Origin of the sequence: Oceanicola sp. 22II-s10i (genome assembly GCF_002210105.1) — a bacterium.
Taxonomy (GTDB): Bacteria; Pseudomonadota; Alphaproteobacteria; order Rhodobacterales; family Rhodobacteraceae; genus Pseudooceanicola.
The window spans coordinates 1,323,066-1,344,595 of sequence record NZ_AQQU01000001.1; the positions used below are offsets into that span (position 1 = coordinate 1,323,066).

The following is a 21,530-nucleotide window of genomic DNA, read 5'->3' on the forward strand; positions in this document are numbered from 1 at the left end:
CGCCTTGACGCAGATCAACCGCGTTCGGGACCGCCATGCTGCTGCCGGATAACCTCACCGCAACGCCGCACGAATGCGGCGACTGCCCGATCCGACATCGGGCCGTCTGTGCGCGCTGCGACACGGATGAGCTGCTGCGCCTCGAAGAGATGAAGTACTACCGCTCGTTCGAGGCCGGTCAGACCGTGATCTGGTCCGGCGACCGGATGGATTTCGTGGGCTCCGTGGTGTCCGGTGTCGCGACTCTGACGCAGACGATGGAAGACGGACGGACCCAGATGGTCGGCCTGCTGCTGCCATCGGACTTCGTCGGCCGACCGGGGCGGCAGGGTGCGGCCTACAACGTGGTGGCGACGACCGATCTTGTGATGTGCTGCTTCCGCAAGAAGCCGTTCGAACACATGATGGAAATCACCCCCCACATCGCACAGCGCCTGCTGCAGATGACGCTCGACGAACTCGACGCGGCACGCGAGTGGATGGTTGTTCTGGGGCGCAAGACCGCGCGGGAAAAGATCGCCTCGCTGCTGGCGATCATCGCACGCCGCGACGCCTCGCTTCACCTCGTGCCGACGGAAGGCAAACTCGCCTTCGACCTGCCCCTCACGCGCGAGGCGATGGCGGATTATCTGGGGCTGACCCTGGAAACCGTCAGCCGCCAGGTTTCGGCGCTGCGCAAGGACGGGGTGATCGAGCTGCAGGGCAAACGCCACGTCATCGTGCCGGATTTCGACCGGCTGATGGAAGAGGCCGGCGACGACAGCGACGGCGGTCTCTTGAGCTGACGTCTACGCTTCGGTGGCCAGCCGGGCAACGGGGGCTCTGCCCCCGCCGGGCCTGAGGGCCCGTCTCCCCCGAAGTATTTCTGACCAGAAGAAGCAAGGGTTTGTTAACCCAAGTGTGCGAGAAAGAATCTGCGGTACAGGTGGAAGCACCGATGACCGCACCAGGAGAAGCCCCCTGCCTCCGTGCAGGGGGTGGACCCAGGCAAAATACCCCTGCTTCTTCTGGTTTCAAATACTTCCGCCGGAGGCATCGCGTCTTTACACGCGCAGCGGGGAAAGACGCCAAGTAAGAGAATGCGCCGCCCTGCGGCGCGCCGCATGGCCAGGCCGGACCAGGGGCGGCGGTTTCAGGCGGTGAAGATGGGCGTGAACGTGCCGTAGATCATCCGTTTGCCGTCGAAGGGCATGGCCATCTGCGCCCATCGTTCGTCGGTCTCCGTAGAGGCAATACAGCGCTCGTAGGTCGCCTTGTCCGGCCAGATGATCCAGCTGACCACGATCTTCTCTCCGGGCTCGCGTTTCACCGCCATCGGGAAGGACGTGACCTTGCCATCCGGCACGTCATCCTCCCAGCATTCGTGAACGCCGAGCGCACCGTACTCGCTGAACAGTTTCCACGCCTCGCGGGCGGCCTCGACATAGGCGTCCTTGTTGCTCTCCGGAACGGCGGCGACGAAGGCGGATACATAGCTCATGGTGATCTCCCTATCTCGGCGGGAGGATACAGCATTCTACGTTGATGCCAACATAGCCGATCGCGGGAGACCCGCGCCGGCATCGAACGGCCGGCGCGGGTCGGATCGTCAGTGCGCCATGAAGACCGGCACCGGGGCTTCTTCGAGCATGTTGCGGGTCGCGCCGCCGAGGATCGCCTCGCGGAACCGCGAGTGCCCGTAGGCGCCCATGACCACCATGTCGGCGTCGATGTCGACCGCGTGGCGTTTGAGGATGTCGGACACCTTGGGCATCGTCTTGGACAGCACGTCGATTTCCGCGTGGACACCGTGCCGGGCGAGGTATTGCGCCAGCATCCCGCCCGGATCGGACCGGTTGCGGCCATGCACCGGCGGGTCGATCACCACGATATGCACCGTCTTGGCATGGCGCAGCAACGGCAGCGACTTGCGGATGGCGCGCAGGGCCTCGGCGCTTTCGTTCCAGGCCAGCATGATTTTCTGCGGCTTGGGCACCAGCTTGGCGGTGTCCGGCACCACGAGGATCGGGGACTGGCCCTCGAACAGCGCGGCTTCCAGCACCGGCTCCAGTTCCGGTCCCTTGCCTTCGCCGTAGGGCAGGGGCAGCACCACCAGATCGGCAAAGCGGGCGCGTTCGGCCACGTGCCGCCCGAGGTCGCCCATCTGGGCGACTTCGGCGTCGGTGCCGTAGCGCAGGCCGCTGGCGTCGAGCGCGGCAGAAGTCGCCGCTTCGATCTCGCCCGCCTCGGCGCGGGCGCGGTCGATGGCGTCCTGCAGCGCGACGGCGCTGGCGCCTTCGTAGTAGTAACCGATGTTGGTCCGGTCGATGCCGAGGCATAGCGCGTCGAGGTGTGCGCCGTAGGCTTCGGCCACCGCGAGCGCAGGGGCCAGGCTGTCCTTGACGGTGGCCTTGTCGGTGACGACGGACAGGATGGTTTGGAAAGACATCTTCGATCTCCTCCGGGGAAGCTGTGTCATGCACAAAGCTATCTGCCATTGAATGTAGCGCGCTTTGACACGCATCAAATCGACAGGACCGACGGCTTGACGCAGATCAAGGCAGGCCATGGGCGCACCGATCATTAACCGAACCAGTCTGAAATCCGCGACGCGGGGGGATTCGTCCGCCCGTGAAGGACACGACGAAGGGACGCGAAATGACGAATTATCTCAAGCTGGTCGTGCTTGGCGTGATCGCTGTATTTGCAGCGGTCGGGGCCAATTATGCACGAGACCTGGCTTACATGGTGAACGCGCTGACGATCATGCTGGTCGCCGGCGGCATGTTCCTGTGGACGCTGCGCCGCACCGACGAACCGGTGCCGGCGGTCAATCAAAACGAATACATGGACGGCGTCGTGCGCGCCGGCGTGATTGCGACGGCGCTCTGGGGCGTCGTCGGTTTCCTCGTCGGTGTCATCATCGCCTTCCAGCTGGCCTTTCCGGTGCTCAACTTCGAATGGGCCGAGGGGTATCTGAACTTCGGGCGCCTGCGGCCGCTGCACACCAGCGCCGTGATCTTCGCCTTTGGCGGCAACGCGCTGATCTGCACGTCGTTCTACGTCGTCCAGCGCACCAGCGCGGCGCGGCTCTGGGGCGGCAACCTCGCCTGGTTCGTCTTCTGGGGTTACCAGCTGGTCATCGTGCTGGCCGCGACGGGCTACCTGCTGGGCGCGACCCAGTCCAAGGAATACGCCGAGCCGGAATGGTACGTCGACTGGTGGCTGACCATCGTGTGGCTGGCCTACCTTGCCGTATTCCTCGGGACGGTCATCAAGCGGAAAGAGCCGCACATCTACGTCGCGAACTGGTTCTACCTGTCCTTCATCGTGACCGTCGCGATGCTGCACGTGTTCAACAACCTGTCGATCCCGGTCTCGATCTGGGGCTCCAAGTCGGTTCAGGTCTTCTCGGGCGTGCAGGATGCGATGACCCAGTGGTGGTATGGCCACAACGCTGTCGGCTTCTTCCTGACCGCGGGCTTCCTGGGCATGATGTACTACTTCATCCCGAAACAGGCAGAGCGTCCGGTTTATTCCTACAAGCTGTCGATCATCCACTTCTGGGCGCTGATCTTCATCTACATCTGGGCCGGTCCGCACCACCTGCACTATACCGCGCTGCCCGACTGGGCCTCGACGCTGGGCATGGTGTTCTCGGTCATCCTGTGGATGCCGTCCTGGGGTGGCATGATCAACGGCCTGATGACCCTGAGCGGGGCATGGGACAAGCTGCGCACCGACCCGGTCATCCGGATGATGGTGATCGCCGTCGGCTTCTACGGCATGTCGACCTTCGAAGGTCCGATGATGTCGATCCGCGCGGTGAACAGCCTGTCGCACTACACCGACTGGACCATCGGTCACGTCCACTCCGGCGCACTTGGCTGGAACGGCATGATCACCTTCGGCGCGCTCTACTACCTCGTGCCGAAACTGTGGAAGCGGGAACGTCTCTACAGCCTCAGCATGGTCTCCTGGCACTTCTGGCTCGCCACCATCGGCATCGTGCTCTACGCCGCGTCGATGTGGGTCACGGGCATCATGGAAGGCCTGATGTGGCGTGAGGTCGATGCGAACGGCTTCCTCGTGAACTCCTTCGCCGACACGGTGGCGGCCAAGTTCCCGATGTATGTCGTGCGCGGTCTTGGCGGTGTGATGTTCATCACCGGCGCCATCATCATGTGCATCAACCTCTACCTGACGGTGAAGCGCCAGCCGGCCATCGAAAGCAACACCGACCTGGTGCCGGCCGAGTAAGGAAACAGGACAATGGCAATCCTTGAAAAGCACAAGATCCTGGAAAAGAACGCCACGCTTCTGCTGGTCTTCTCCTTCCTCGTGGTCACCATCGGCGGTCTGGTGCAGATCGTGCCCCTCTTCTACCTCGAGAATACCATCGAGGAAGTCGACGGGATGCGGCCCTACACCCCGCTCGAACTGACCGGGCGCGACGTCTACATCCGCGAAGGCTGCTACGTCTGCCACAGCCAGATGATCCGCCCGATGCGGGACGAGGTCGAACGCTACGGCCACTACTCGCTGGCGGCGGAGTCGATGTACGACCACCCGTTCCAGTGGGGCTCCAAGCGGACCGGGCCGGACCTGGCCCGCGTGGGCGGCCGCTACTCGGACGAGTGGCACGTCGACCACCTGCACAACCCGCAGTCGGTCGTGCCTGAATCGGTCATGCCGAAATACGGCTTCCTCGAAAATCGCCTGATCGAAGGGGAACACGTGGCCGACCTGATGCGGACGCACCGGTTCGTCGGCGTGCCCTACACCGACGAGATGATCGAGAACGCATCGGCCGACTTCGCCGCGCAGGCGGATCCGGACAGCGACTACGACGGTCTGGTCGAGCGTTACGGCGAGACGGTGCAGGTGCGCAACTTCGACGGTCAGCCCGGCATCTCGGAAACGGACGCGCTGATCGCCTATCTCCAGATGCTCGGAACGCTGGTCGACTTCTCGACCTTCACGCCCGACGCGAGCCGCTGAGGAGGACACGATGGAACTCTATTCCCTGCTCCGCGAATTCGCAGACAGCTGGATGCTGCTGGCCCTGTTCACCTTCTTCATAGGGGTGATCGTCTGGGTCTTCCGGCCGGGCAGCCGGTCGACCTACGAGGACACGGCAAGCATCCCGTTCCGCCACGAACAGGCCCCGGCGAAAGCCGGCGCCAACGCCGCCAAGGAGGCGTGAGATGAGCAACGATCTGAAAGACAAGCACGGCACGACCGGCCACAGCTGGGACGGCATCGAGGAGCTGAACACGCCGCTGCCGCGGTGGTGGCTCTGGACCTTCTACGCCTGCATCGTCTGGGGTGTGATCTATACCATCGCCTTCCCGGCATGGCCGATGATCTCGGGCGCGACACCCGGGGTGCTCGGGTTCTCGACCCGCGGCCAGGTGGCCGAGGACATCGCGGCGGTCGAACAGTCCAACGCGGCGATCAACGAACGGCTGGCTTCGGCCGACCTGACGGCGATCGCGGCGGATGGCGACCTGAATGGCTATGCCGTGTCCAAGGGCGCGGCCGTCTTCAAGACCTGGTGCGCCCAGTGCCACGGGTCCGGCGCGGCCGGGGCCAAGGGCTATCCCAACCTGCTGGACGACGACTGGCTCTGGGGTGGCGATATCGAGGCGATCCACACGACGATCACCCACGGTATCCGCAACACCGAGGACGACGACGCCCGCTATTCGCAGATGCCGGCCTTCGGTCGCGACGAACTGCTGGAGCCGGACCAGATCGACCAGGTGGTCAACTACGTGATGTCGCTCTCCGGCGACCCGCAGGACGCCTCCAAGGTGGCCGAAGGGCAGACGGTCTTTGCCGACAACTGCGCCTCTTGCCACGCGGAGGATGCGACGGGCGACCGCGCGCAGGGCGCGCCGAACCTGACCGACGCCATCTGGCTCTACGGCGGCGATTACGCGACCCTGACCGAGACGGTGAACAACGCCCGCTTCGGCGTGATGCCCGCGTGGTCCAAGCGTCTGGACGAGGCGCAGATCCGCGCGGTCGCGGCCTATGTCCACCAGCTGGGCGGTGGCGAGTAATCCCTGATGCGAATTCCCCCGGCCCTCGGGCCGGGGGAGGCGCCGGCGCGTTCGTCCTGTTCGCGCGTTTCCAGAACCGTCGGCGCCACCATCATCCCGGACCCGTGTCCGGTGTCAAACGCCCGGAGGTCCCGTGCCGCCGGGCGTTTTCCATTTCGCAGGGGCGTGTGCGCGCCTTCGACCCTTTCCAGTCCCCGCGCGGCGCATTAGATAAGCGCCATGATCTGGACACTGCCGAATATCCTTACGGTTCTGCGTCTGCTGGCCGCGCCCGCGCTGGTGGTCGTGTTTGCCGTTCTGCCGCGCCCGGCCGCCGACTGGCTGGGCCTGATCCTGTTTGTCGGCGCTTCGCTGACCGATTACCTGGACGGCTGGCTCGCCCGCGCCTGGCAGCAGCAGTCCAAGCTGGGGACCATGCTCGACCCGATCGCGGACAAGGCGATGGTGGTGATCGCGATCATGGTGCTGGCCGCCTATTCCGGCCTCGCTCCGGCCATCGTCATCCCCGCCGGCCTGATCCTTTTCCGCGAGGTCTTCGTCTCGGGCTTGCGCGAATTCCTCGGCGACGTGGCGGGCACGCTCAAGGTCACGAAACTTGCCAAGTGGAAGACGGCCAGCCAGATGGTGGCCATCGCGGTGCTGTTCTGGCACGGTATCCTCGAACACGACCTGTCGATGACCATCTTCGGCCTCGACCAGTCCGTGGTCGCCGGGATCATGGATGGCTCGGTCGAGGACACGCTGGGCCTGCGGCGCGAGATCGCGCTGATCGAATGGACCGCGTGGGGCGGTATCGGGCTGATCTGGATCGCCGCCGGGCTGACCGCCATCACCGGCGCGGACTACTTCCTCAAGGCCCGCCCGCATCTGAGGGACTGACGCGATGATCGACGTTCTCTATTTCGCATGGGTCCGCGAACGGATCGGCCTGCCGAAGGAAAAGGTCGAAACCTCTGCGGCCACCGTGGCCGACCTCGTGGCGGAACTCTCCGCGCGCGAGGAACGATATGCGCTGGCCTTCTCCGATACCTCGGCCCTGCGCGTGGCGCTGGATCAGGACCTGTCCGATTTCGACGCCCCGCTCGCCGGCGTGCGCGAGGTCGCCTTCTTTCCGCCGATGACCGGGGGCTGAGCCCATGCGGATCGTCGTGCAGGAACCGGCCTTCGACATCGGCGCCGAAACCGCCGCCTTCGCCTCGGGCCGTCACGACATGGGCGCCATCGTCACCTTCACAGGGGTGGTCCGCGACGACACCGGCACGCTCGATCACTTGGAGATCGAGCACTATCCCGGCATGACCGAGCGCGCCATCACCGCCATCGCGGACGAGGCGCGCACCCGCTGGTCCCTCGGCGACGTGCTGGTCATCCACCGCCACGGATGTCTGGCACCCGGTGCGCCGATCATGATGGTCGCCACCTGCGCCCCGCACCGCGCCGACGCCTTCGCCGCGGCCGAGTTCCTGATGGACTACCTCAAGTCCCGCGCGCCCTTCTGGAAAAAGGAAGTCACCCGCGACGGCGCGGCATGGGTGGCGGCGAAGGACGCAGACGAGGATGCGCTGACCCGGTGGAAAGGGTAGGGCGTCCACTGATCCGCCCGCACCCGACGCGGATCATTGACGAAAAGACCCCATACATCCGGCAGGACTTTCCCCCACCAGATGAAGATGGACCCGGTCCCCTGCTTCTTCTGGTTCCAAATACTTCGGGGGTCCGGGGGCAGAGCCCCCGGCGAGTCGTGCGGAACCCGCACGAAAAACCGGCTTGATCCGCCAGCCCTTCCCCCCTATACGGCGCACTCCAACCGCGCGGCCGGCCGATGTGGCATGCCGAGTCGCGCGCAATTCGACCGCACCCGGAAGGAGACGGAAATGCCCAAGATGAAGACGAAATCGAGCTGCAAGAAGCGGTTCAAGGTGACGGCCTCCGGCCGCATCAAGGTGGCGCAGGCCGGCAAGCGCCACGGCATGATCAAGCGGACGAACAAGTTCATCCGCAATGCTCGCGGCACCACCGTTCTGTCCAAGGCTGATGAACAGATCATCAAGCCGATGATGCCCTACGCGCGCTGAGGAGGATAGAAGATGCCCCGAGTTAAAGGCGGAACCACCACGCACGCCCGTCACAAGAAGGTCCTGGATCAGGCCAAAGGCTATTACGGCCGCCGGTCCACCACCTTCAAGGTCGCCAAGCAGGCGGTCGACAAGGCGAACCAGTACGCCACCCGCGACCGCAAGGTCCGCAAGCGGAACTTCCGCGCTCTGTGGATCCAGCGGATCAACGCGGCCGTCCGCGCCCATGACGAGGCGCTGACCTATTCGCGTTTCATCAACGGTCTGGCGCTGGCCGGGATCGAGGTGGACCGCAAGGTGCTCGCCGATCTGGCCGTGCACGAGCCCGCAGCGTTTGGCGCGATCGTCGATCAGGCGAAAGCCGCGCTGCCCGCCTGATCCGTTCAGGCTCCGAGTTACGGAAAGGGCCGCCCGGCTGGGCGGCCCTTTTCGCGTTCAACTAGGTTCCATCATGCGCACCTTTTCCCCCTCAGTTCCTGAGCGATCCCGGACAGCCCCGGCGCGCCCGCGGCTTGCCGAGGTGGTGCGGGTTGATGATCAGGTGCCAGGTGGGTCGGAACCCCGGCGCCTGCGCGCGGCGGTAGGTGCAGCCGTCATCGGTCGTGAAATAGGGCGTGGTGACCGAGTCGGGCGGCGGGGTGTAGCCCTCCTTGCCCCGCATCGAGACCGCCTGCGCGGTCTGGAGTGCGGTTGCGGGTGTGGCGGCCAGCAGGGCGAGCCCAAGGACGGTCTGGCGGATCATGTCGTAACCTCCGGATATGTTCGGGGGTCACAGACACTCCGGCGCGGTCATGGTTCGGGCACCCCGATGGCCGGAGCGCGACCTTTGCCTTGGATTGAACCGATCTCAGGACCCGCGCAGCCGTGCGCCGAGTTCCACGATCCGCTCGATATAGGTCGTTCCGATGCAGACCTGATCCGTCCCGCAGGCGTCCCGCTCGCCCCGCAGCCAGCGCATCTGCTCGCGGTCGCTGTCCGCGGCCTTGGTCTGCCCGTAGACGGCCCCGAGCGCGGCGTCCATGTCGGCCAGGCGCGGTGTGGCGCAGATCGTCGTCTCGGTCGGGTTCAGCCGCCCGTCGCACCATGGCCGCAGCATTGCGTTCCGCGGCGGTTCCGATTCCGCCCGGCCTCCGTCTCCGTCTCCGATGTCCAGATAGGCGATCCGGTCGCGATAGGCCCGCTCGATGCACCGCGCATCCGTTCCGCAGGCATCCCGCCGCGCCAGCCAGCGCTGCTGCGACAGGCTGGCACCGGCATAGCCGCTTCCCTCGCGGGTGTAGAGCCGGGTCATCCGCCGGTCGAGCCGGGACAGAACCGGGTCGTCGCAGATCACCGCCTCGGTCGCCGTCAGCCCGCCGGTGCCGCACCACGCCTGCGCCTGTGCGGCGGCGGGCAGGCTCAGGACAAGGGCGGCGGCGGCGAAAAGATGTCTCATGCCGGTACAATCCCCGGCCCCCGCCATATGTTCCCGGCCGCGCCGCCCTGCAGGCGGCAACCGGCCACCCCCCGTTCCACCCCCCGTGCAGCTTGCGCTGCGGCCCGTCTGCCGCTAGCTAGGCCGCGCGACCGCGATCCCGGAGGATTGGATGCAAGAACTGCGTGACAAGTACATTCACGCGATCGCCTCGGCCACGGACGAGGCGGCGCTTGAGGAGCTGCGCCTCGCCGCCGTCGGCAAGAAGGGCGAGATCAGCCTGAAGATGCGCGAGCTGGGCAAGATGACCCCCGAGGAACGCCAGACGGCGGGCCCCGCGCTGAACGCGCTCAAGGACGAGATCAACTCGGCGCTGGCCGCCAAGAAGACCGCGCTGTCCGACGCCGCGCTGGACGAGAGGCTGCAGGCCGAGTGGCTGGACGTCACGCTGCCCGGCCGCGACCGGCGGCAGGGCACGATCCACCCGGTCAGCCAGGTCTGGGAGGAATGCACGGCGATCTTCGCGGACATGGGCTTCGCCGTCGCCGAGGGCCCGCAGGTCGAGGACGACTGGTACAACTTCGACGCGCTGAACATCCCCGGCCACCACCCCGCGCGGGCCGAGATGGACACGTTCTATATCCACCGCGCCGAGGGCGACAACCGCCCGCCGCACGTACTGCGCACCCACACCTCGCCGGTGCAGATCCGCGCGATGCAGGCGCAGGGCGCGCCGATCCGCGTGATCGCGCCGGGCCGCGTCTACCGGTCGGACTTCGACCAGACGCACACGCCGATGTTCCACCAGATCGAGGGTCTGGCGATCGACCGCGACATCTCGATGGCCAACCTGAAATGGGTGCTGGAGGAGTTCTTCTCGGCCTATTTCGGCACCAAGGTCAAAACCCGCTTCCGCGCCTCGCATTTCCCCTTCACCGAACCCTCGGCCGAGGTCGATATCCAGTGTTCGTGGGAAGGCGGCACCGTGAAGGTGGGCGAGGGCGACGACTGGCTTGAAGTGCTTGGGTCGGGCATGGTCCATCCCAAGGTGCTGCAGGCCGGGAACGTCGATCCCGCCCAGTGGCAGGGCTTTGCCTTCGGCATGGGGATCGACCGGATCGCGATGCTGAAATACGGCATCCCCGACCTGCGGGCGTTCTTCGATTCCGACCTGAGGTGGCTCAGGCACTACGGCTTCTCGGCGCTGCAGGTGCCGACGCTGCGGGGTGGTATCTGACATCATGGTTTCCATGGCCGCATCCGATCCGCGCCTGACCAAGGGGCGTGACCGGCCGCGGGGGGGCGCAATCGCGCCCGCCCGGGGGGGCGGCCGGGCGCGGCCCGGGACGATGTCCCGGGCGGTGCATGATGCGGGATCGGCGCGAGGTGCGCGGCGATGACCCCCGTCACCTTCACCTTCGGCGACAACGAGGCGCTGTGTAACGAGGTCCTCGCCCTCGTCAGGGCGGGCAAGAAGACCGTCACTTGCGCACCGCTTTCGGACTTCGGTCCGGGCAAGGACCCGATGCCGCAGGTCGGGCGGCAGGACATCGCGCTGGAATGGGACGGCACGCCCGCCGTGCAGATGGAAACCGTCGAGGTGCTGACCATGCCCTTTGACGAGGTGGGCGAAGACCTCGTCGCGCCGATGGCCGAATTCCGGGACCGCGACGACTTCCGCACCCAGTACCAGGCGTATTTCGAGGCGCAGGGGAAGTGGTCGCCGAACCTGAAGCTGATGGTCGAACGGTTCCGCCTGATCCGCGATTTCGCCACCGATCCCGCAGAAAAGGAGACCTGACATGGCCCTGTTCCGCCACGAGAACCGAGAGAAGTCCGAAGCCTCGCGTGCCATGTGGGCGCGTTACGAGATCGCCTACACCTGCGTCGATTTCGGCGCAGCCTTCGCGTTCGTCGTGGGCTCGGTCCTGTTCTTCTGGGCGTCGACGCAGATCCCGGCCACATGGCTCTTCCTGATCGGCTCCATCCTCTTCGCCGCGAAACCGACGATCCGTCTGGTGCGCGAGATCCACCTGTACCGCATGGGCGACACCGACGACCTCGCCCAGCGTCTTCACTCCTGAGGCCCGACGATGAAATTCACGCTCTCCTGGCTGAAAGACCACCTCGACACCACCGCCACGCTGGACGAGATCCTCGATACCCTGACCGACATCGGGCTCGAGGTCGAAGGGGTCGAGAACCCGGCTTCGAAACTCTCGACCTTCACGCTGGCGAAAGTGAAGCACGCCGAGCAGCATCCCGACGCCGACCGGCTGCGGGTCTGCACCGTGGAAACCGACGAGGGCGACAAGCAGATCGTCTGCGGCGCGCCGAACGCGCGGGCGGGGATCACCGTCGTGCTCTGCAAGCCCGGCGACTACGTGCCCGGCATCGACGTGACCCTGTCGATCGGCAAGATCCGCGGCGTCGAAAGCCACGGCATGATGGCGTCGGAGCGCGAGCTGGAACTGAGCGACGAGCACGACGGCATCATCGAACTGCCCTCGGGTGAGGTCGGCGAGAAATTCATCGACTGGCTGGCCGCGAACAAGCCGGAGAAGGTCGACCCGGTGATCGAGATTGCGATCACGCCGAACCGTCCCGACGCGCTCGGCGTCCGCGGCATCGCCCGCGACCTCGCGGCGCGCGGCCTCGGAACGTTGAAGCCCGTGGACAAGGCGAAGATCGACGGGACATTCCCCTGCCCGGTTTCCGTCACCATCGACGCGGATGCCGCCGATGGCTGCTACCTGTTCGCAGGGCGCCTGGTGAAAGGGGTCAAGAACGGCCCCAGCCCGCAATGGCTGCAGGACAAGCTGAAGGCGGTCGGACTGCGCCCGATCTCGGCGCTGGTGGATATCACCAACTTCTTCACCTACGACCGCAACCGCCCGCTGCACGTCTTCGACGCGGCCAAGGTCGCGGGCAACGCGCTGACCATCGCCAAGGCGAAGGGCGGCGAGGAACTGCTGGCGCTGGATGAAAAGACCTATACGATCCCGGCGGGCGTGCTGATCATCTCGGACACCAAGGGCGTCGAGTCGATCGGCGGTATCATGGGCGGCGAGGAAACCGGCTGCACCGAAGAGACGACGGACGTCTTCATCGAGGCCGCGTTCTGGGATTTCGTCCAGATCGCCCACGGCGGCCGCGCGCTACGCATCAACTCCGACGCGCGCTACCGCAACGAACGCGGGATCGACCCGGCCTACAACATGCAGGCGCTGGACGACGCGACGCGGATGGTCATGGACCTCTGCGGGGGCGAGCCGTCCGACGTTGTCGTCGCGGGCGCGGTCCCGGACGTCAGCCGCGCCTACCGGCTGGACACCGCCCGCTGCTCCTCGCTCGTCGGGATGGACATCCCGGCGGCCGACCAGCGCGCGACGCTGGAACGGCTGGGCTTCGTGATGGAGGGCGACATGGCCCACGTCCCGTCGTGGCGCCCGGACGTGCTGGGCGAGGCTGACCTCGTGGAAGAAGTCGCGCGCATCGCCTCGCTCACCAAGCTTGAGCCCAAGCCGCTGGCCCGCACCCAGCCCGGCGTGCCAAAGCCGATCCTGACCCCGATCCAGCGGCGCGAGCAGGTCGCGCGGCGGACGGCGGCGGCGCTCGGCTACAACGAATGCGTCACTTACTCCTTCATCGACCAGAAATCGGCCACGCTGTTCGGCGGCGGGACCGAGGCGACGATGCTGGCGAACCCGATCTCGTCCGACATGAGCCACATGCGCCCAGACCTGCTGCCGGGTCTGCTGCAGGCCGCCGCGCGCAACCAGGCGCGGGGGATGGGCGATCTGGCGCTGTTCGAAGTCGGCGCGGCATGGCACGGCGGCGAACCGGGCGAACAGCGCCTGTTCGTGGCGGGCCTGCTGGTCGGGCGGACCGGGCCCAAGGACGTCCACGGCGCGGCCCGCGCGGTCGATGTCTACGACGTCAAGGCGGATGCCGAGGCGATCCTGTCGGCCATCGGCGCGCCCGCCAAGGTGCAGATCCTGCGTAACGGCCCCGCATGGTGGCATCCGGGTCGGCACGGGCAGATCTGCCTTGGACCCAAGAAGGTGCTGGCCACTTTCGGCGAGGTGCATCCGAAGATCCTGCGCGAGATGGATGTGAAGGGCCCAGCCGTGGCCTTCACCATCTGGCCCGAGGAGATCCCGCAGCCGCGCGCCACCTCCGCCTCGCGCGGGGCGCTGGCGATCAGCGACCTGCAGGCGGTGGAACGTGACTTCGCCTTCGTCGTCGATGCGCAGGTCGCCGCGCTCGATCTGGTGAACGCGGCCGCCGGTGCCGACAAGGCGCTGATCGCGGATGTGCGGGTGTTCGACGAATTCGTCGGCGGCTCTCTCGGTGAGGGCAAGAAATCCCTCGCCATCACCGTGCGCATCGAACCCAAGGACGCGACGCTGAAAGAGGCCGAGATCGAGGCGCTGTCGGCGAAGATCGTCGAGAAGGTGCAGAAGGCCACAGGCGGCACCCTGCGCGGCTGACCCGACGGGGGCCGCTCTTCCCGCCTCGCGGCGGGCCTCGCCGGTCCGGGCGCTATACGGCGCCCGGCACCTCTTGGCCCGTGACCAAATCCGCGCCGCGTCGGCCCAGTTCATCCGAACATTTCGCTCCGCGTCCGCAGCCTGCCGTGGCCACGGCAATGCGGCTGGACAGAGCGCGGATGATGGCGCGGTCGTCGGCGGAAAAGCTGGTCACGCAGGCCGCGGTGCGCCGCGGACCGCAGATCAGCCCCGGCATCCTGGCGCGGACCTTCGCTTCCAGAACCGCGCCGACCGCGTCATCCCCGCCGGACCGGAACCAGTCGCCGATCTCGGGGCCCGCGACGATGCGATCGACCGGATCGCCGCCCATCTTGAGATAGAACCGGCCGTCCGGGTAGCGGATCGGTGGCAGCAGGTAGGGATCGCTGCCGTCCGGGTCGAACCAGATCAGCGTGGGCATGGCGGACAACCGGTGCGCTTCTTCGTCCGGAACCGGTAGCAGGACGACCGTGCGGGCATAGACGGTGGTCCCGACCGCGCCGCCGAGCATTGCGCCGGTGAAGGCGCCTGCGGCCACCAGCACGCGGTCGGCCCGCACGGTGCCGTCCTGCGTCGCGATGCGCACGCCGTTGCCGTCCTCGTCGATCCCCTGCGCCTCGCAGCGCAGGATGCGGGCCCCGGCGCGTTCCGCCGCGACCCCCTGTGCCGCGACGAGGCGGCGCGGGTTGATGTAACCGGCAGCGGTCGGCTCGAACAGCCCTTCGGCGCCCTGCGGGAAGCTGAACATCGGAAAGGTCTCGGCCAGCGTCCCATCGGTCAGGGTGCGGAAGGGGATGCCGTCGCGCTCCGCCCCCTCGGCGATCCGCTGCAACGGCGCGGCGCCCTGCATCCCGGCGATGAGCGAGCCGCACTCGGTAAAGAAGCGCACCCCGCTCTCGGCCTCGATTTCGGCGTAACGGGCGATCGAGGCGCGGCTGACCTCGGACCAGAAGGGCGTGGCGTCGAGGCTTCGGGTGATCCGCCCTTCGTCATAGTGGCTGCCGAAGGCACCGGAGTGGGCCGCCATGTCGGCAGGCTCGTCCGGACCGATCAGCGTCACCTCGTGCCCGGCGCGCGCCAGATGTCGCGCCGCCGCCGATCCGATCATCCCGCGCCCGACCACCGCGATATGCATGTCGCCTCCCTCTTTCGTTCGGAGGCGACCCTGTCACGGACGCGTGGCGGTCGGAAGGGGGACCTTGACCGGGCGGTTCACCAGAATCACTCCAAGCACCGCCAGCGCGACACCGGCAAAGACCATGGGCCCCGGCCGTTCGCCCAGCACGAGGATCCCCAGCCCGACCCCCACCGCCTGCCGCAGGTAGGCCTGGCTGGCCACGCCGAGCGATCCGATCCGCTCCAGCAGGTGGAAATAGATCAGCAGCGCCAGACCGGTGCAGAAGAACGCCAGCACCGACCAGGCCCCGAGCGCGCGGGCCGAGGGTGTCAGCGTCCATGGCTGTTCAAAGGTCAGCGCGGCGGGCCAGAGCGTGACCGAAGCGCAGAGCATGGTGCCCGTCGCCACCGCCAGCGGATGCAGCCCCGCGAACCGCCGTCCCCAGATCGCCGCCAGCGCATAGATCATCGCCCCCGCCACGCAGGCGAGTTGTCCCAGCACCTGGTTCCCCAGACCCTGCAGTGCCGCCGGGCCGACAATCAGCACGACGCCCGACAGCCCGGCCAGCGTGCCCGCCAGATGGGCCGGCCGCGCGCCGCGCCCGCCCGCCGCGATCATGGTGAAGACGAAGACCCACAGCGGCGAGGTCGAGTTCAGCACCGTCGCCAGCGCCGATTCGACATGCCGCAGGCCCCATGCCAGCAACACCCACGCCGCGCTGGCGTTCAGGAAGGACTGCACCACCAGCGCCCCCCATATCCGCCCGCGCGGAAACCGCACGCCCTGCACGAGCATCACCGCAAAGAGCAGCGCCGCCCCGCCGGTGACGCGTCCCGCGACGAGGGTGAGGGGCGGGATTTCGGGCACCGAGACGCGCTGGAACAGGTAGCTGGAGCCCCAGAGGGTCGCCAGCACCAGCAGCAGCGCGTAGTCCCGCCGCCGTGTGTCAGCTGTCATGGATCGCCCTGCTGTCCTCGGGCGCCTCGGCGCGCTCGGTCATGCCGTAGTCGCGGATGACATGGGCGATGCGCAGACGGTAGTCCGAGAAGATGCTCTTGCGCCCGGCCTCCTGCGCCGCGCGGTGTTCCTCGGTCCGCCGCCAGTTCGCCAGCGCCTCCTCGTCCTCGAAAAAGCTGATCGACAGCATCTTTTCGGGGTTTGTGATGCTCTGGAACCGCTCGACCGAGATGAAGCCCGGCATCTGTTCGACGACCGGGCGCAGCCCGGCGGCGCGGGCGAGGTAGGCGTCACGCTTGCCCTCGGCGGGGGTGACTTCGAAAATGACGGCGATCATGGCTCCTCCTCAGCGCGCGATCTTCTTCAGGAACGTCCGGTCCTCGCGGGTGATGAACCGTTCGGCCTTCGCGAATTCGAAGTTTGCGCGCCCCACGGGGTCCTCTGCAAGCCGGGCCTTGTAAGCTTCATATGCGGCGAGGCTTTCGATGTCGTAGATGCCGTAGGCCAGCGTGGTGGAGCCCTCGTGCGGCAGGTAGTAGCCCGTCAGCTGCGCGCCGCAGCGCGGGATCGCGACCACCCAGTTGCGGGCGTATTCCTCGAAAGCGTCCTTTCGGGTCGGGTCGATGTGATAGCGGATGATGCAGCTGAGCATGGGTTTTCCTTGATCCGTTGACGGGACCGGTCTACCGCAGGGGCAAACGCAAATGCTTCGATGGGGGTCGAACTGTGAGGGAAGGTCCCGACATTTCCGCCATCGCCGCGCTGATCGGCGATCCGGCGCGGGCGAACATCCTGACGGCGCTGATGTCGGGCAAGGCCCTCACCGCGACGGAACTGGCGGCCGAGGCGGGAATCACCGCGCAGACCGTGTCCTCGCACCTCGCGCGGCTGGACGAGGGCGGGCTGATCGCCACCCGGCGGCAAGGGCGGCACAAGTATGTGACGCTCGCCTCGGACGAGGTCGGGGCGGTGCTTGAGGCGCTGATCGGGCTGGCGGCGCGGTCCGGTCATCTGCGGACCCGTCCCGGCCCGCGCGACGCGGCGCTCAGACATGCGCGGGTCTGTTACAACCATCTGGCGGGGGACCGGGGCATCCAGCTTTACGACTCGCTCGTCGCGCGCGGGATGCTTCGGGCGGACGAAGAGGTGCCCGCGCTGACCAGCGGGGGCGTCGATTTCCTGATCGATCTGGGTGTCGACGTGGACAGCCTGTCGCGGGCGCGCGCGCCGCTGTGCCGGAACTGTCTGGACTGGAGCGCCCGGCGCTATCACCTCGGCGGCAGTCTGGGCCGGGCGATGCTGGCGCGAATGGAGGCGCAGGGCTGGGTGAACCGGGGCGAGGGCCGGGTTCTGAGGTTCACCGACAGGGGTGCGGCCGCATTCGACAGCGCCTTTCCGGTGTGACCGAACGGTCCGGGGTCAGGCCGCCGGTTCGATGAGTTTCTGCATCTCGGAATAGACCCGCGATGCAAAGCGTGCGGTGTCGAGCGTGTCGGGATCACCTTCGCGGACTTCGACCAGCAGGCTGTCGATCCGCGTCGCGGTCGGCGCCTGCTTGCGATGTTCATTGACGACGCTCGCCACGCCGGTCTTTGCCTGGGGCGGCACGATGGCCGCGTCGGTTTCGGCCTTGGTGGCGCGCGCCTGCGCGTTTGCCTGACTTTGAGCGACGCTGATCTGCACCGCCAGACGGCAAGCGACGCTCGTCATAGACGGCGTGATGCTGGACACTGAAGTAACGAACCCTGCCATGAGCAATATCTCAAAGAAGGCCCCCACACACAGGAAGGATCAGGAAAACTTATTTATCAATGGTTTATTTGGCGGCGGGATTTCTCGGCAATTTTCCGCAAACGTCGGTTTCCGTAGCGGAAACGAAAAACCCCTCCGGATTGATCCGGAGGGGTTCTGTTTCCAAGAGCGGAACGGGCGCCGTCAGCTCAGCGGCGGTCGTCCTCGTCGTCATCCGAGCTGTTCGGCAGGTTGAAGAAGCTGTCCGCATCGGCGAAATTGCCTGCCGGTTCTTCATCCTCGTCGTCGTTGTCGGAAAGCGAGAAGGTTTCCAGCCCCTCGATCGCCGTCGGCATGCGCGGCTCGGCTTCCATCCCGAGGCTCTGCTCGGTCGACAGCAGCTTGCGGCGCTCGTCGTCCGTCATCGCGGCACCATCGGCGGCGCGCTTGCCCGCGGCCTTCTGCACCGCGGCGTCCAGTTCGGTCTGCTTGCACAGGCCCAGGGCGACCGGGTCGATCGGCTGCATGTTGGCGATGTTCCAGTGCGTCCGCTCGCGGATCGTCTGGATCGTCGGCTTGGTGGTGCCGACCAGTTTCGAGATCTGGCCGTCGGACAGTTCCGGGTGGAACTTGACCAGCCACAAGATCGCGTTCGGACGGTCCTGCCGTTTCGACAGCGGGGTATAGCGCGGACCACGGCGCTTTTCCTCGCCGACGGCGGCCGAGTTGAACTTGAGCTTGAGCTTGTGCAGCGGGCTCTTCTCGGCCTTGTCGATCTCGTCCTGGGTCAGCTGGTTGTTGGCGATCGGGTCGAACCCTTTCACGCCAGCGGCCACGTCGCCGTCGGCGATGCCCTGAACCTCAAGCTCGTGCATCCCGACGAAGTCGGCGATCTGCTTGAAGGTGATCGTCGTGTTGTCCACCAGCCAGACGGCGGTGGCCTTGGCCATGATCGGCTTGTTCATTACTCGGCACTCCTTCGGTCCTGCCGCGGTCGGCAAATTCTATCTCCGTCCCGGACGGACGGCAAATCTTCCCCGTCGCCTGAAACAGGCGGCACCGGCTTTCGGTGCGGGTTTCCGTTGTCGGGGAACTTGGCGGCTATATAGTCGCCAAGACCGCTGATGGGAAGCCCGAATGCTGCACCGGATACTGAGCCTTGTTTTCATCACGATCTGCCTCGCCGCGCCGCTGCGGGCGGATGGGGAAAAGGCCGGTGAATTCGACTATTACGTCCTGTCGCTGTCCTGGTCACCGACATGGTGCGCGCTGGAGGGCCGGTCCCGAAACTCGCCCCAGTGCGATGCGGACAAGGATTTCGGCTGGGTTCTGCACGGGCTCTGGCCGCAGTATGAACGCGGTTACCCCAGCTATTGCCCGACCGCCCGCCGTGCGCCCCCGCGCAGCATGACCGCCGGGATGGAGGACATCATGGGCGCGCCGGGTGTCGCCTGGTACCAGTGGAAGAAGCACGGCACCTGCGCCGGGCTGGAGGCGGGGGATTACTACCGGCTCGCCCGGCTGGCCTTCGACCGCGTGAAAAAGCCCGAGGTGTTCCGCAAGCTGACCCGCGATGTGCGTGTGCCCGCTTCGGTGGTCGAGGAGGCCTTCATCGAGGCGAATCCGAACCTGACGCGCGATATGATCACGATCACCTGCAAGTCCGGCCGCATTCAGGAGGCGCGGGTCTGCCTGACCCGCGAGCTGGAACCCAGGCGCTGCGGTGGCGACGTGATCTACGACTGCCGGGCCAAGGACGCGCTGCTCGACGCGATCGACTGAGCGTCAGATCGTGTCGACCACCCCGCCGTCCACCCTGAGCGACGCGCCGGTGGTGGCGCTGGCCTGCGGCGAACAGGCGTAGACGGCCATGCTGGCCACCTCCTCGACCGTCGCCGCGCGCCCGATGATGGACGAGGGCCGCGCACGCAGGACGAAATCCCGCGCCGCGTCCTCGACGCTCTGGCCCGGCTCCGGGTCCAGTCCGGCCTTCATGCCGTCGGACAGGGTCGGACCGGGCAGGATCGCGTTGACCGTGACGCCGGTGCCCGCCAGCCGCTTTGCGAGGCCGCGCGACAGGGCGAGGTAGGCGGTCTTGGTCACGCCGTAGTGGATCATGTCGGGCGGGATGTTGATTGCCGATTCCGACGACAGGAACAGGATCCGCCCCCATCCCTTGTCGACCATCGCAGGCGCCAGCGCGCGGGACAGGCGGACGCCGGACATGACGTTCACGTTCCAGAAGTCCTGCCAGACCTCGTCGCCCGCCGCGAAGAAATCCGTCTCGGCGAAGATGCCCGCGTTGTTCACGAGGATGTCGCAGGCGCCGAGCGTTTCCACCGCCATCGCGCAGTCTGCAGGGTCGGACAGGTCGGCGGCGATCCCCGTCGCCCCCGGTATCCGGGCCACGGCGGGCGTCCACCTTGTCCTGCGTCCGGCCGTTCAGCACGACCTCGGCGCTGGCCCCGGCCAGCCCCTTGGCGATGGCGTGCCCGATCCCCTCGGTCGAGCCGGTGACGAAGGCGCGTTTTCCGCTCAGGTCGATCTGCATGGGGCCGTCCTTTCCGTTGATCCCGTGTCACGGGTCAACGGAACAGGACCGCTGGCGTTCCGGCAAGGGCGGACTGCGGCGGGGTCAGCCCCCGGCCACCTCCAGCATGATCTTCCCGATATGGGCGCTGCTTTCCATCCGGGCATGGGCATCCGCCGCCTTGTCCATCGGGAATGTGCTGTCCATCACCGGCATCATCCGGCCCGGTCCGATCAGCGGCCAGACCTGCGTGCGCAACTGCTCGGCGATTTCGGCCTTGGCCTGATCCGACTGGGGCCGAAGGGTCGAGCCGGTGATGGTCAGGCGCTTGACCATGACGAGGGCAAAGTTCACCTCGGCCTTGGGCCCCTGCAGGAAGGCGATGTGGACCATCCTCCCGTCATCGGCCAGCACGCGGATGTTGCGGTTGATGTAGTCGCCGCCGACCATGTCGAGGATCAGGTCCATCCCGCCCTCGTCCTTCAGCGCCTTCACGAAGTCCTCGTCGCGGTAGTTAATCGCCCGCTCGGCCCCGAGGTCGAGGCAGGCCTGACACTTGTCGTCGGACCCGGCGGTGGTGAAGACCCGCGCGCCGAACGCCCTGCCCAACTGGATCGCCGTCGTGCCGATGCCCGAGGATCCGCCGTGCACGAGGAATTTCTCGCCGCCCTTCAGGCCGCCGCGCATGAAGACGTTGGACCAGACGGTGTAGAAGGTTTCCGGCAGCGCCGCCGCCTGCACCATGCTCAGCCCCTCCGGGACCGGCAGGCAATGCGCGGCGGGGGTCGTGACGTATTCCGCATAGCCGCCGCCCGGCAGCAGGGCGCAGACCTTGTCGCCGACCTTCCACCCGGTCGCGCCGGGCCCGACCGCCGCGATCTCGCCCGAGGCTTCGAGGCCGGGCAGGTCGCTCGCGCCCTTGGGCGGGTCGTAGCTGCCCGCGCGTTGCAGGGCGTCGGGGCGGTTCACGCCGGCATAGGCGACCTTGATCAGCACCTCGCCCTGTCCGGGCACGGGCATGGGCCGGTCGCAGGGGGTCAGCACCTCGGGCCCGCCGGGTTTCGAGATTTCGATCGCGCGCATCGTGTCGGTCATCGGCTCCTCCGTTTGCGCGGGACGATGCCCGC

Annotated in this window: 28 protein-coding genes; 16 read left to right on the top strand and 12 right to left on the bottom strand. The window is 66.8% G+C overall.

The features are described 5' to 3' along the window. Window positions 1-35 precede the first annotated feature (35 nt). Window positions 36-785 carry a transcriptional regulator FnrL gene (gene fnrL, locus ATO6_RS06540; RefSeq protein WP_088623086.1) on the top strand — a complete coding sequence of 250 codons (750 nt, stop codon included), beginning with the start codon at window positions 36-38 and terminating at the stop codon, window positions 783-785. Window positions 786-1,132: 347 nt separating this feature from the next. Here fnrL and ATO6_RS06545 read toward each other — a convergent pair whose 3' ends face one another. Together ATO6_RS06545 and ATO6_RS06550 are read right to left on the bottom strand one after the other, a co-directional pair. Beyond that, complete coding sequence (locus ATO6_RS06545) at window positions 1,133-1,480, bottom strand: DUF1428 domain-containing protein (protein WP_088623087.1); 348 nt, start codon at window positions 1,478-1,480, stop codon at window positions 1,133-1,135. A 108-nt stretch (window positions 1,481-1,588) separates the two neighbouring features. After that, complete coding sequence (locus ATO6_RS06550) at window positions 1,589-2,428, bottom strand: universal stress protein (protein WP_088623088.1); 840 nt, start codon at window positions 2,426-2,428, stop codon at window positions 1,589-1,591. 209 nt (window positions 2,429-2,637) lie between these two features. Between ATO6_RS06550 and ccoN the strand changes: the two genes are divergently transcribed. The 9 genes from ccoN to rplT all read left to right on the top strand — a co-directional run bounded on the left by ccoN (window position 2,638) and on the right by rplT (window position 8,500). Continuing rightward, window positions 2,638-4,239, top strand: a complete 1,602-nt coding sequence (gene ccoN, locus ATO6_RS06555) for a cytochrome-c oxidase, cbb3-type subunit I (protein WP_088623089.1) — start codon at window positions 2,638-2,640, stop codon at window positions 4,237-4,239. Between the two features lie 12 nt (window positions 4,240-4,251). Further along, window positions 4,252-4,980, top strand: a complete 729-nt coding sequence (ccoO, locus tag ATO6_RS06560) for a cytochrome-c oxidase, cbb3-type subunit II (RefSeq protein WP_088623090.1) — start codon at window positions 4,252-4,254, stop codon at window positions 4,978-4,980. A gap of 10 nt (window positions 4,981-4,990) precedes the next feature. Continuing rightward, a complete protein-coding gene (locus ATO6_RS06565; protein WP_088623091.1) occupies window positions 4,991-5,185 on the top strand; it encodes a cbb3-type cytochrome c oxidase subunit 3 in 195 nt (64 codons plus the stop codon). Window position 5,186: 1 nt separating this feature from the next. Further along, window positions 5,187-6,047, top strand: coding sequence for a cytochrome-c oxidase, cbb3-type subunit III (ccoP, locus tag ATO6_RS06570; RefSeq protein ID WP_088623092.1), 861 nt, complete (start codon window positions 5,187-5,189; stop codon window positions 6,045-6,047). A gap of 219 nt (window positions 6,048-6,266) precedes the next feature. After that, the gene (gene pgsA / locus ATO6_RS06575; protein ID WP_088623093.1) at window positions 6,267-6,926 is read left to right on the top strand and encodes a CDP-diacylglycerol--glycerol-3-phosphate 3-phosphatidyltransferase; all 660 of its coding nucleotides are present in this window, start codon (window positions 6,267-6,269) and stop codon (window positions 6,924-6,926) included. A 7-nt stretch (window positions 6,927-6,933) separates the two neighbouring features. Next, entirely contained in the window at window positions 6,934-7,179 is a 246-nt protein-coding gene (gene moaD / locus ATO6_RS06580) for a molybdopterin converting factor subunit 1 (protein ID WP_088623438.1), read from the top strand. A 4-nt stretch (window positions 7,180-7,183) separates the two neighbouring features. After that, a complete protein-coding gene (locus ATO6_RS06585) occupies window positions 7,184-7,630 on the top strand; it encodes a molybdenum cofactor biosynthesis protein MoaE (RefSeq protein ID WP_088623094.1) in 447 nt (148 codons plus the stop codon). Between the two features lie 291 nt (window positions 7,631-7,921). Then, on the top strand, window positions 7,922-8,122 hold the full coding sequence (gene rpmI / locus ATO6_RS06590; RefSeq protein ID WP_088623095.1) for a 50S ribosomal protein L35: 201 nt from the start codon (window positions 7,922-7,924) through the stop codon (window positions 8,120-8,122). A gap of 12 nt (window positions 8,123-8,134) precedes the next feature. After that, window positions 8,135-8,500 (top strand): 50S ribosomal protein L20, encoded by a 366-nt coding sequence (rplT, locus tag ATO6_RS06595; RefSeq protein ID WP_088623096.1) that lies wholly within the window; start codon window positions 8,135-8,137, stop codon window positions 8,498-8,500. Between the two features lie 91 nt (window positions 8,501-8,591). Here the strand turns inward: rplT and ATO6_RS06600 are convergent, their stop codons facing one another. After that, window positions 8,592-8,864: a hypothetical protein gene (locus tag ATO6_RS06600; RefSeq protein ID WP_088623097.1), complete on the bottom strand. Its 273-nt coding sequence runs from the start codon at window positions 8,862-8,864 to the stop codon at window positions 8,592-8,594. Between the two features lie 105 nt (window positions 8,865-8,969). Further along, the gene (locus ATO6_RS06605) at window positions 8,970-9,557 is read right to left on the bottom strand and encodes a hypothetical protein (protein ID WP_088623098.1); all 588 of its coding nucleotides are present in this window, start codon (window positions 9,555-9,557) and stop codon (window positions 8,970-8,972) included. 151 nt (window positions 9,558-9,708) lie between these two features. Here ATO6_RS06605 and pheS point away from each other — a divergent pair, with 151 nt between their 5' ends. From pheS to pheT, 4 genes are all read left to right on the top strand, one after another. Further along, window positions 9,709-10,773 carry a phenylalanine--tRNA ligase subunit alpha gene (pheS, locus tag ATO6_RS06610; protein ID WP_088623099.1) on the top strand — a complete coding sequence of 355 codons (1,065 nt, stop codon included), beginning with the start codon at window positions 9,709-9,711 and terminating at the stop codon, window positions 10,771-10,773. 159 nt (window positions 10,774-10,932) lie between these two features. After that, a complete protein-coding gene (locus ATO6_RS06615) occupies window positions 10,933-11,337 on the top strand; it encodes an ASCH domain-containing protein (protein WP_088623100.1) in 405 nt (134 codons plus the stop codon). Window position 11,338: 1 nt separating this feature from the next. Continuing rightward, window positions 11,339-11,620 carry a YrhK family protein gene (locus tag ATO6_RS06620; RefSeq protein ID WP_088623101.1) on the top strand — a complete coding sequence of 94 codons (282 nt, stop codon included), beginning with the start codon at window positions 11,339-11,341 and terminating at the stop codon, window positions 11,618-11,620. A 9-nt stretch (window positions 11,621-11,629) separates the two neighbouring features. Then, entirely contained in the window at window positions 11,630-14,029 is a 2,400-nt protein-coding gene (gene pheT, locus ATO6_RS06625) for a phenylalanine--tRNA ligase subunit beta (protein ID WP_088623102.1), read from the top strand. A 52-nt stretch (window positions 14,030-14,081) separates the two neighbouring features. Here the strand turns inward: pheT and ATO6_RS06630 are convergent, their stop codons facing one another. Genes ATO6_RS06630 through ATO6_RS06645 form a run of 4 tightly spaced genes read right to left on the bottom strand, consistent with a single transcriptional unit; the run spans window position 14,082 to window position 16,794 of the window. Further along, complete coding sequence (locus ATO6_RS06630; RefSeq protein WP_088623103.1) at window positions 14,082-15,203, bottom strand: FAD-binding oxidoreductase; 1,122 nt, start codon at window positions 15,201-15,203, stop codon at window positions 14,082-14,084. Between the two features lie 33 nt (window positions 15,204-15,236). Continuing rightward, window positions 15,237-16,142, bottom strand: coding sequence for a DMT family transporter (locus ATO6_RS06635; RefSeq protein ID WP_088623104.1), 906 nt, complete (start codon window positions 16,140-16,142; stop codon window positions 15,237-15,239). Further along, on the bottom strand, window positions 16,132-16,479 hold the full coding sequence (locus ATO6_RS06640) for an antibiotic biosynthesis monooxygenase (protein WP_088623105.1): 348 nt from the start codon (window positions 16,477-16,479) through the stop codon (window positions 16,132-16,134). Before ATO6_RS06640 ends, ATO6_RS06635 begins: the two co-directional genes overlap by 11 nt. A 9-nt stretch (window positions 16,480-16,488) precedes the next feature. Continuing rightward, a complete protein-coding gene (locus tag ATO6_RS06645) occupies window positions 16,489-16,794 on the bottom strand; it encodes an NIPSNAP family protein (protein WP_088623106.1) in 306 nt (101 codons plus the stop codon). Between the two features lie 74 nt (window positions 16,795-16,868). Here ATO6_RS06645 and ATO6_RS06650 point away from each other — a divergent pair, with 74 nt between their 5' ends. Next, window positions 16,869-17,546: a helix-turn-helix transcriptional regulator gene (locus ATO6_RS06650; RefSeq protein WP_088623107.1), complete on the top strand. Its 678-nt coding sequence runs from the start codon at window positions 16,869-16,871 to the stop codon at window positions 17,544-17,546. A gap of 15 nt (window positions 17,547-17,561) precedes the next feature. Here the strand turns inward: ATO6_RS06650 and ATO6_RS06655 are convergent, their stop codons facing one another. Together ATO6_RS06655 and ATO6_RS06660 are read right to left on the bottom strand one after the other, a co-directional pair. After that, window positions 17,562-17,894 (bottom strand): hypothetical protein, encoded by a 333-nt coding sequence (locus ATO6_RS06655; RefSeq protein ID WP_141101943.1) that lies wholly within the window; start codon window positions 17,892-17,894, stop codon window positions 17,562-17,564. Window positions 17,895-18,082: 188 nt separating this feature from the next. Further along, window positions 18,083-18,838, bottom strand: a complete 756-nt coding sequence (locus tag ATO6_RS06660; RefSeq protein ID WP_088623109.1) for a DUF1013 domain-containing protein — start codon at window positions 18,836-18,838, stop codon at window positions 18,083-18,085. Window positions 18,839-19,010: 172 nt separating this feature from the next. Here ATO6_RS06660 and ATO6_RS06665 point away from each other — a divergent pair, with 172 nt between their 5' ends. Continuing rightward, complete coding sequence (locus tag ATO6_RS06665; protein ID WP_088623110.1) at window positions 19,011-19,655, top strand: ribonuclease T2; 645 nt, start codon at window positions 19,011-19,013, stop codon at window positions 19,653-19,655. Between the two features lie 3 nt (window positions 19,656-19,658). Here ATO6_RS06665 and ATO6_RS06670 read toward each other — a convergent pair whose 3' ends face one another. Further along, window positions 19,659-20,282 (bottom strand): SDR family NAD(P)-dependent oxidoreductase, encoded by a 624-nt coding sequence (locus tag ATO6_RS06670; protein ID WP_217898974.1) that lies wholly within the window; start codon window positions 20,280-20,282, stop codon window positions 19,659-19,661. 226 nt (window positions 20,283-20,508) lie between these two features. Continuing rightward, entirely contained in the window at window positions 20,509-21,498 is a 990-nt protein-coding gene (locus ATO6_RS06675; RefSeq protein ID WP_088623111.1) for an NAD(P)H-quinone oxidoreductase, read from the bottom strand. Between the last annotated feature and the right edge of the window lie 32 nt (window positions 21,499-21,530).

Coding starts and splice junctions, on each gene's coding strand:
- fnrL (WP_088623086.1), top strand. CDS start 36: ATGCTGCTGCCGGATAACCTCACCGCAACGCCGCACGAATGCGGCGAC.
- ATO6_RS06545 (WP_088623087.1), bottom strand. CDS start 1,480: ATGAGCTATGTATCCGCCTTCGTCGCCGCCGTTCCGGAGAGCAACAAG.
- ATO6_RS06550 (WP_088623088.1), bottom strand. CDS start 2,428: ATGTCTTTCCAAACCATCCTGTCCGTCGTCACCGACAAGGCCACCGTC.
- ccoN (WP_088623089.1), top strand. CDS start 2,638: ATGACGAATTATCTCAAGCTGGTCGTGCTTGGCGTGATCGCTGTATTT.
- ccoO (WP_088623090.1), top strand. CDS start 4,252: ATGGCAATCCTTGAAAAGCACAAGATCCTGGAAAAGAACGCCACGCTT.
- ATO6_RS06565 (WP_088623091.1), top strand. CDS start 4,991: ATGGAACTCTATTCCCTGCTCCGCGAATTCGCAGACAGCTGGATGCTG.
- ccoP (WP_088623092.1), top strand. CDS start 5,187: ATGAGCAACGATCTGAAAGACAAGCACGGCACGACCGGCCACAGCTGG.
- pgsA (WP_088623093.1), top strand. CDS start 6,267: ATGATCTGGACACTGCCGAATATCCTTACGGTTCTGCGTCTGCTGGCC.
- ATO6_RS06585 (WP_088623094.1), top strand. CDS start 7,184: ATGCGGATCGTCGTGCAGGAACCGGCCTTCGACATCGGCGCCGAAACC.
- rpmI (WP_088623095.1), top strand. CDS start 7,922: ATGCCCAAGATGAAGACGAAATCGAGCTGCAAGAAGCGGTTCAAGGTG.
- rplT (WP_088623096.1), top strand. CDS start 8,135: ATGCCCCGAGTTAAAGGCGGAACCACCACGCACGCCCGTCACAAGAAG.
- ATO6_RS06600 (WP_088623097.1), bottom strand. CDS start 8,864: ATGATCCGCCAGACCGTCCTTGGGCTCGCCCTGCTGGCCGCCACACCC.
- ATO6_RS06605 (WP_088623098.1), bottom strand. CDS start 9,557: ATGAGACATCTTTTCGCCGCCGCCGCCCTTGTCCTGAGCCTGCCCGCC.
- pheS (WP_088623099.1), top strand. CDS start 9,709: ATGCAAGAACTGCGTGACAAGTACATTCACGCGATCGCCTCGGCCACG.
- ATO6_RS06615 (WP_088623100.1), top strand. CDS start 10,933: ATGACCCCCGTCACCTTCACCTTCGGCGACAACGAGGCGCTGTGTAAC.
- ATO6_RS06620 (WP_088623101.1), top strand. CDS start 11,339: ATGGCCCTGTTCCGCCACGAGAACCGAGAGAAGTCCGAAGCCTCGCGT.
- pheT (WP_088623102.1), top strand. CDS start 11,630: ATGAAATTCACGCTCTCCTGGCTGAAAGACCACCTCGACACCACCGCC.
- ATO6_RS06630 (WP_088623103.1), bottom strand. CDS start 15,203: ATGCATATCGCGGTGGTCGGGCGCGGGATGATCGGATCGGCGGCGGCG.
- ATO6_RS06635 (WP_088623104.1), bottom strand. CDS start 16,142: ATGACAGCTGACACACGGCGGCGGGACTACGCGCTGCTGCTGGTGCTG.
- ATO6_RS06640 (WP_088623105.1), bottom strand. CDS start 16,479: ATGATCGCCGTCATTTTCGAAGTCACCCCCGCCGAGGGCAAGCGTGAC.
- ATO6_RS06645 (WP_088623106.1), bottom strand. CDS start 16,794: ATGCTCAGCTGCATCATCCGCTATCACATCGACCCGACCCGAAAGGAC.
- ATO6_RS06655 (WP_141101943.1), bottom strand. CDS start 17,894: ATGGCAGGGTTCGTTACTTCAGTGTCCAGCATCACGCCGTCTATGACG.
- ATO6_RS06660 (WP_088623109.1), bottom strand. CDS start 18,838: ATGAACAAGCCGATCATGGCCAAGGCCACCGCCGTCTGGCTGGTGGAC.
- ATO6_RS06665 (WP_088623110.1), top strand. CDS start 19,011: ATGCTGCACCGGATACTGAGCCTTGTTTTCATCACGATCTGCCTCGCC.
- ATO6_RS06675 (WP_088623111.1), bottom strand. CDS start 21,498: ATGACCGACACGATGCGCGCGATCGAAATCTCGAAACCCGGCGGGCCC.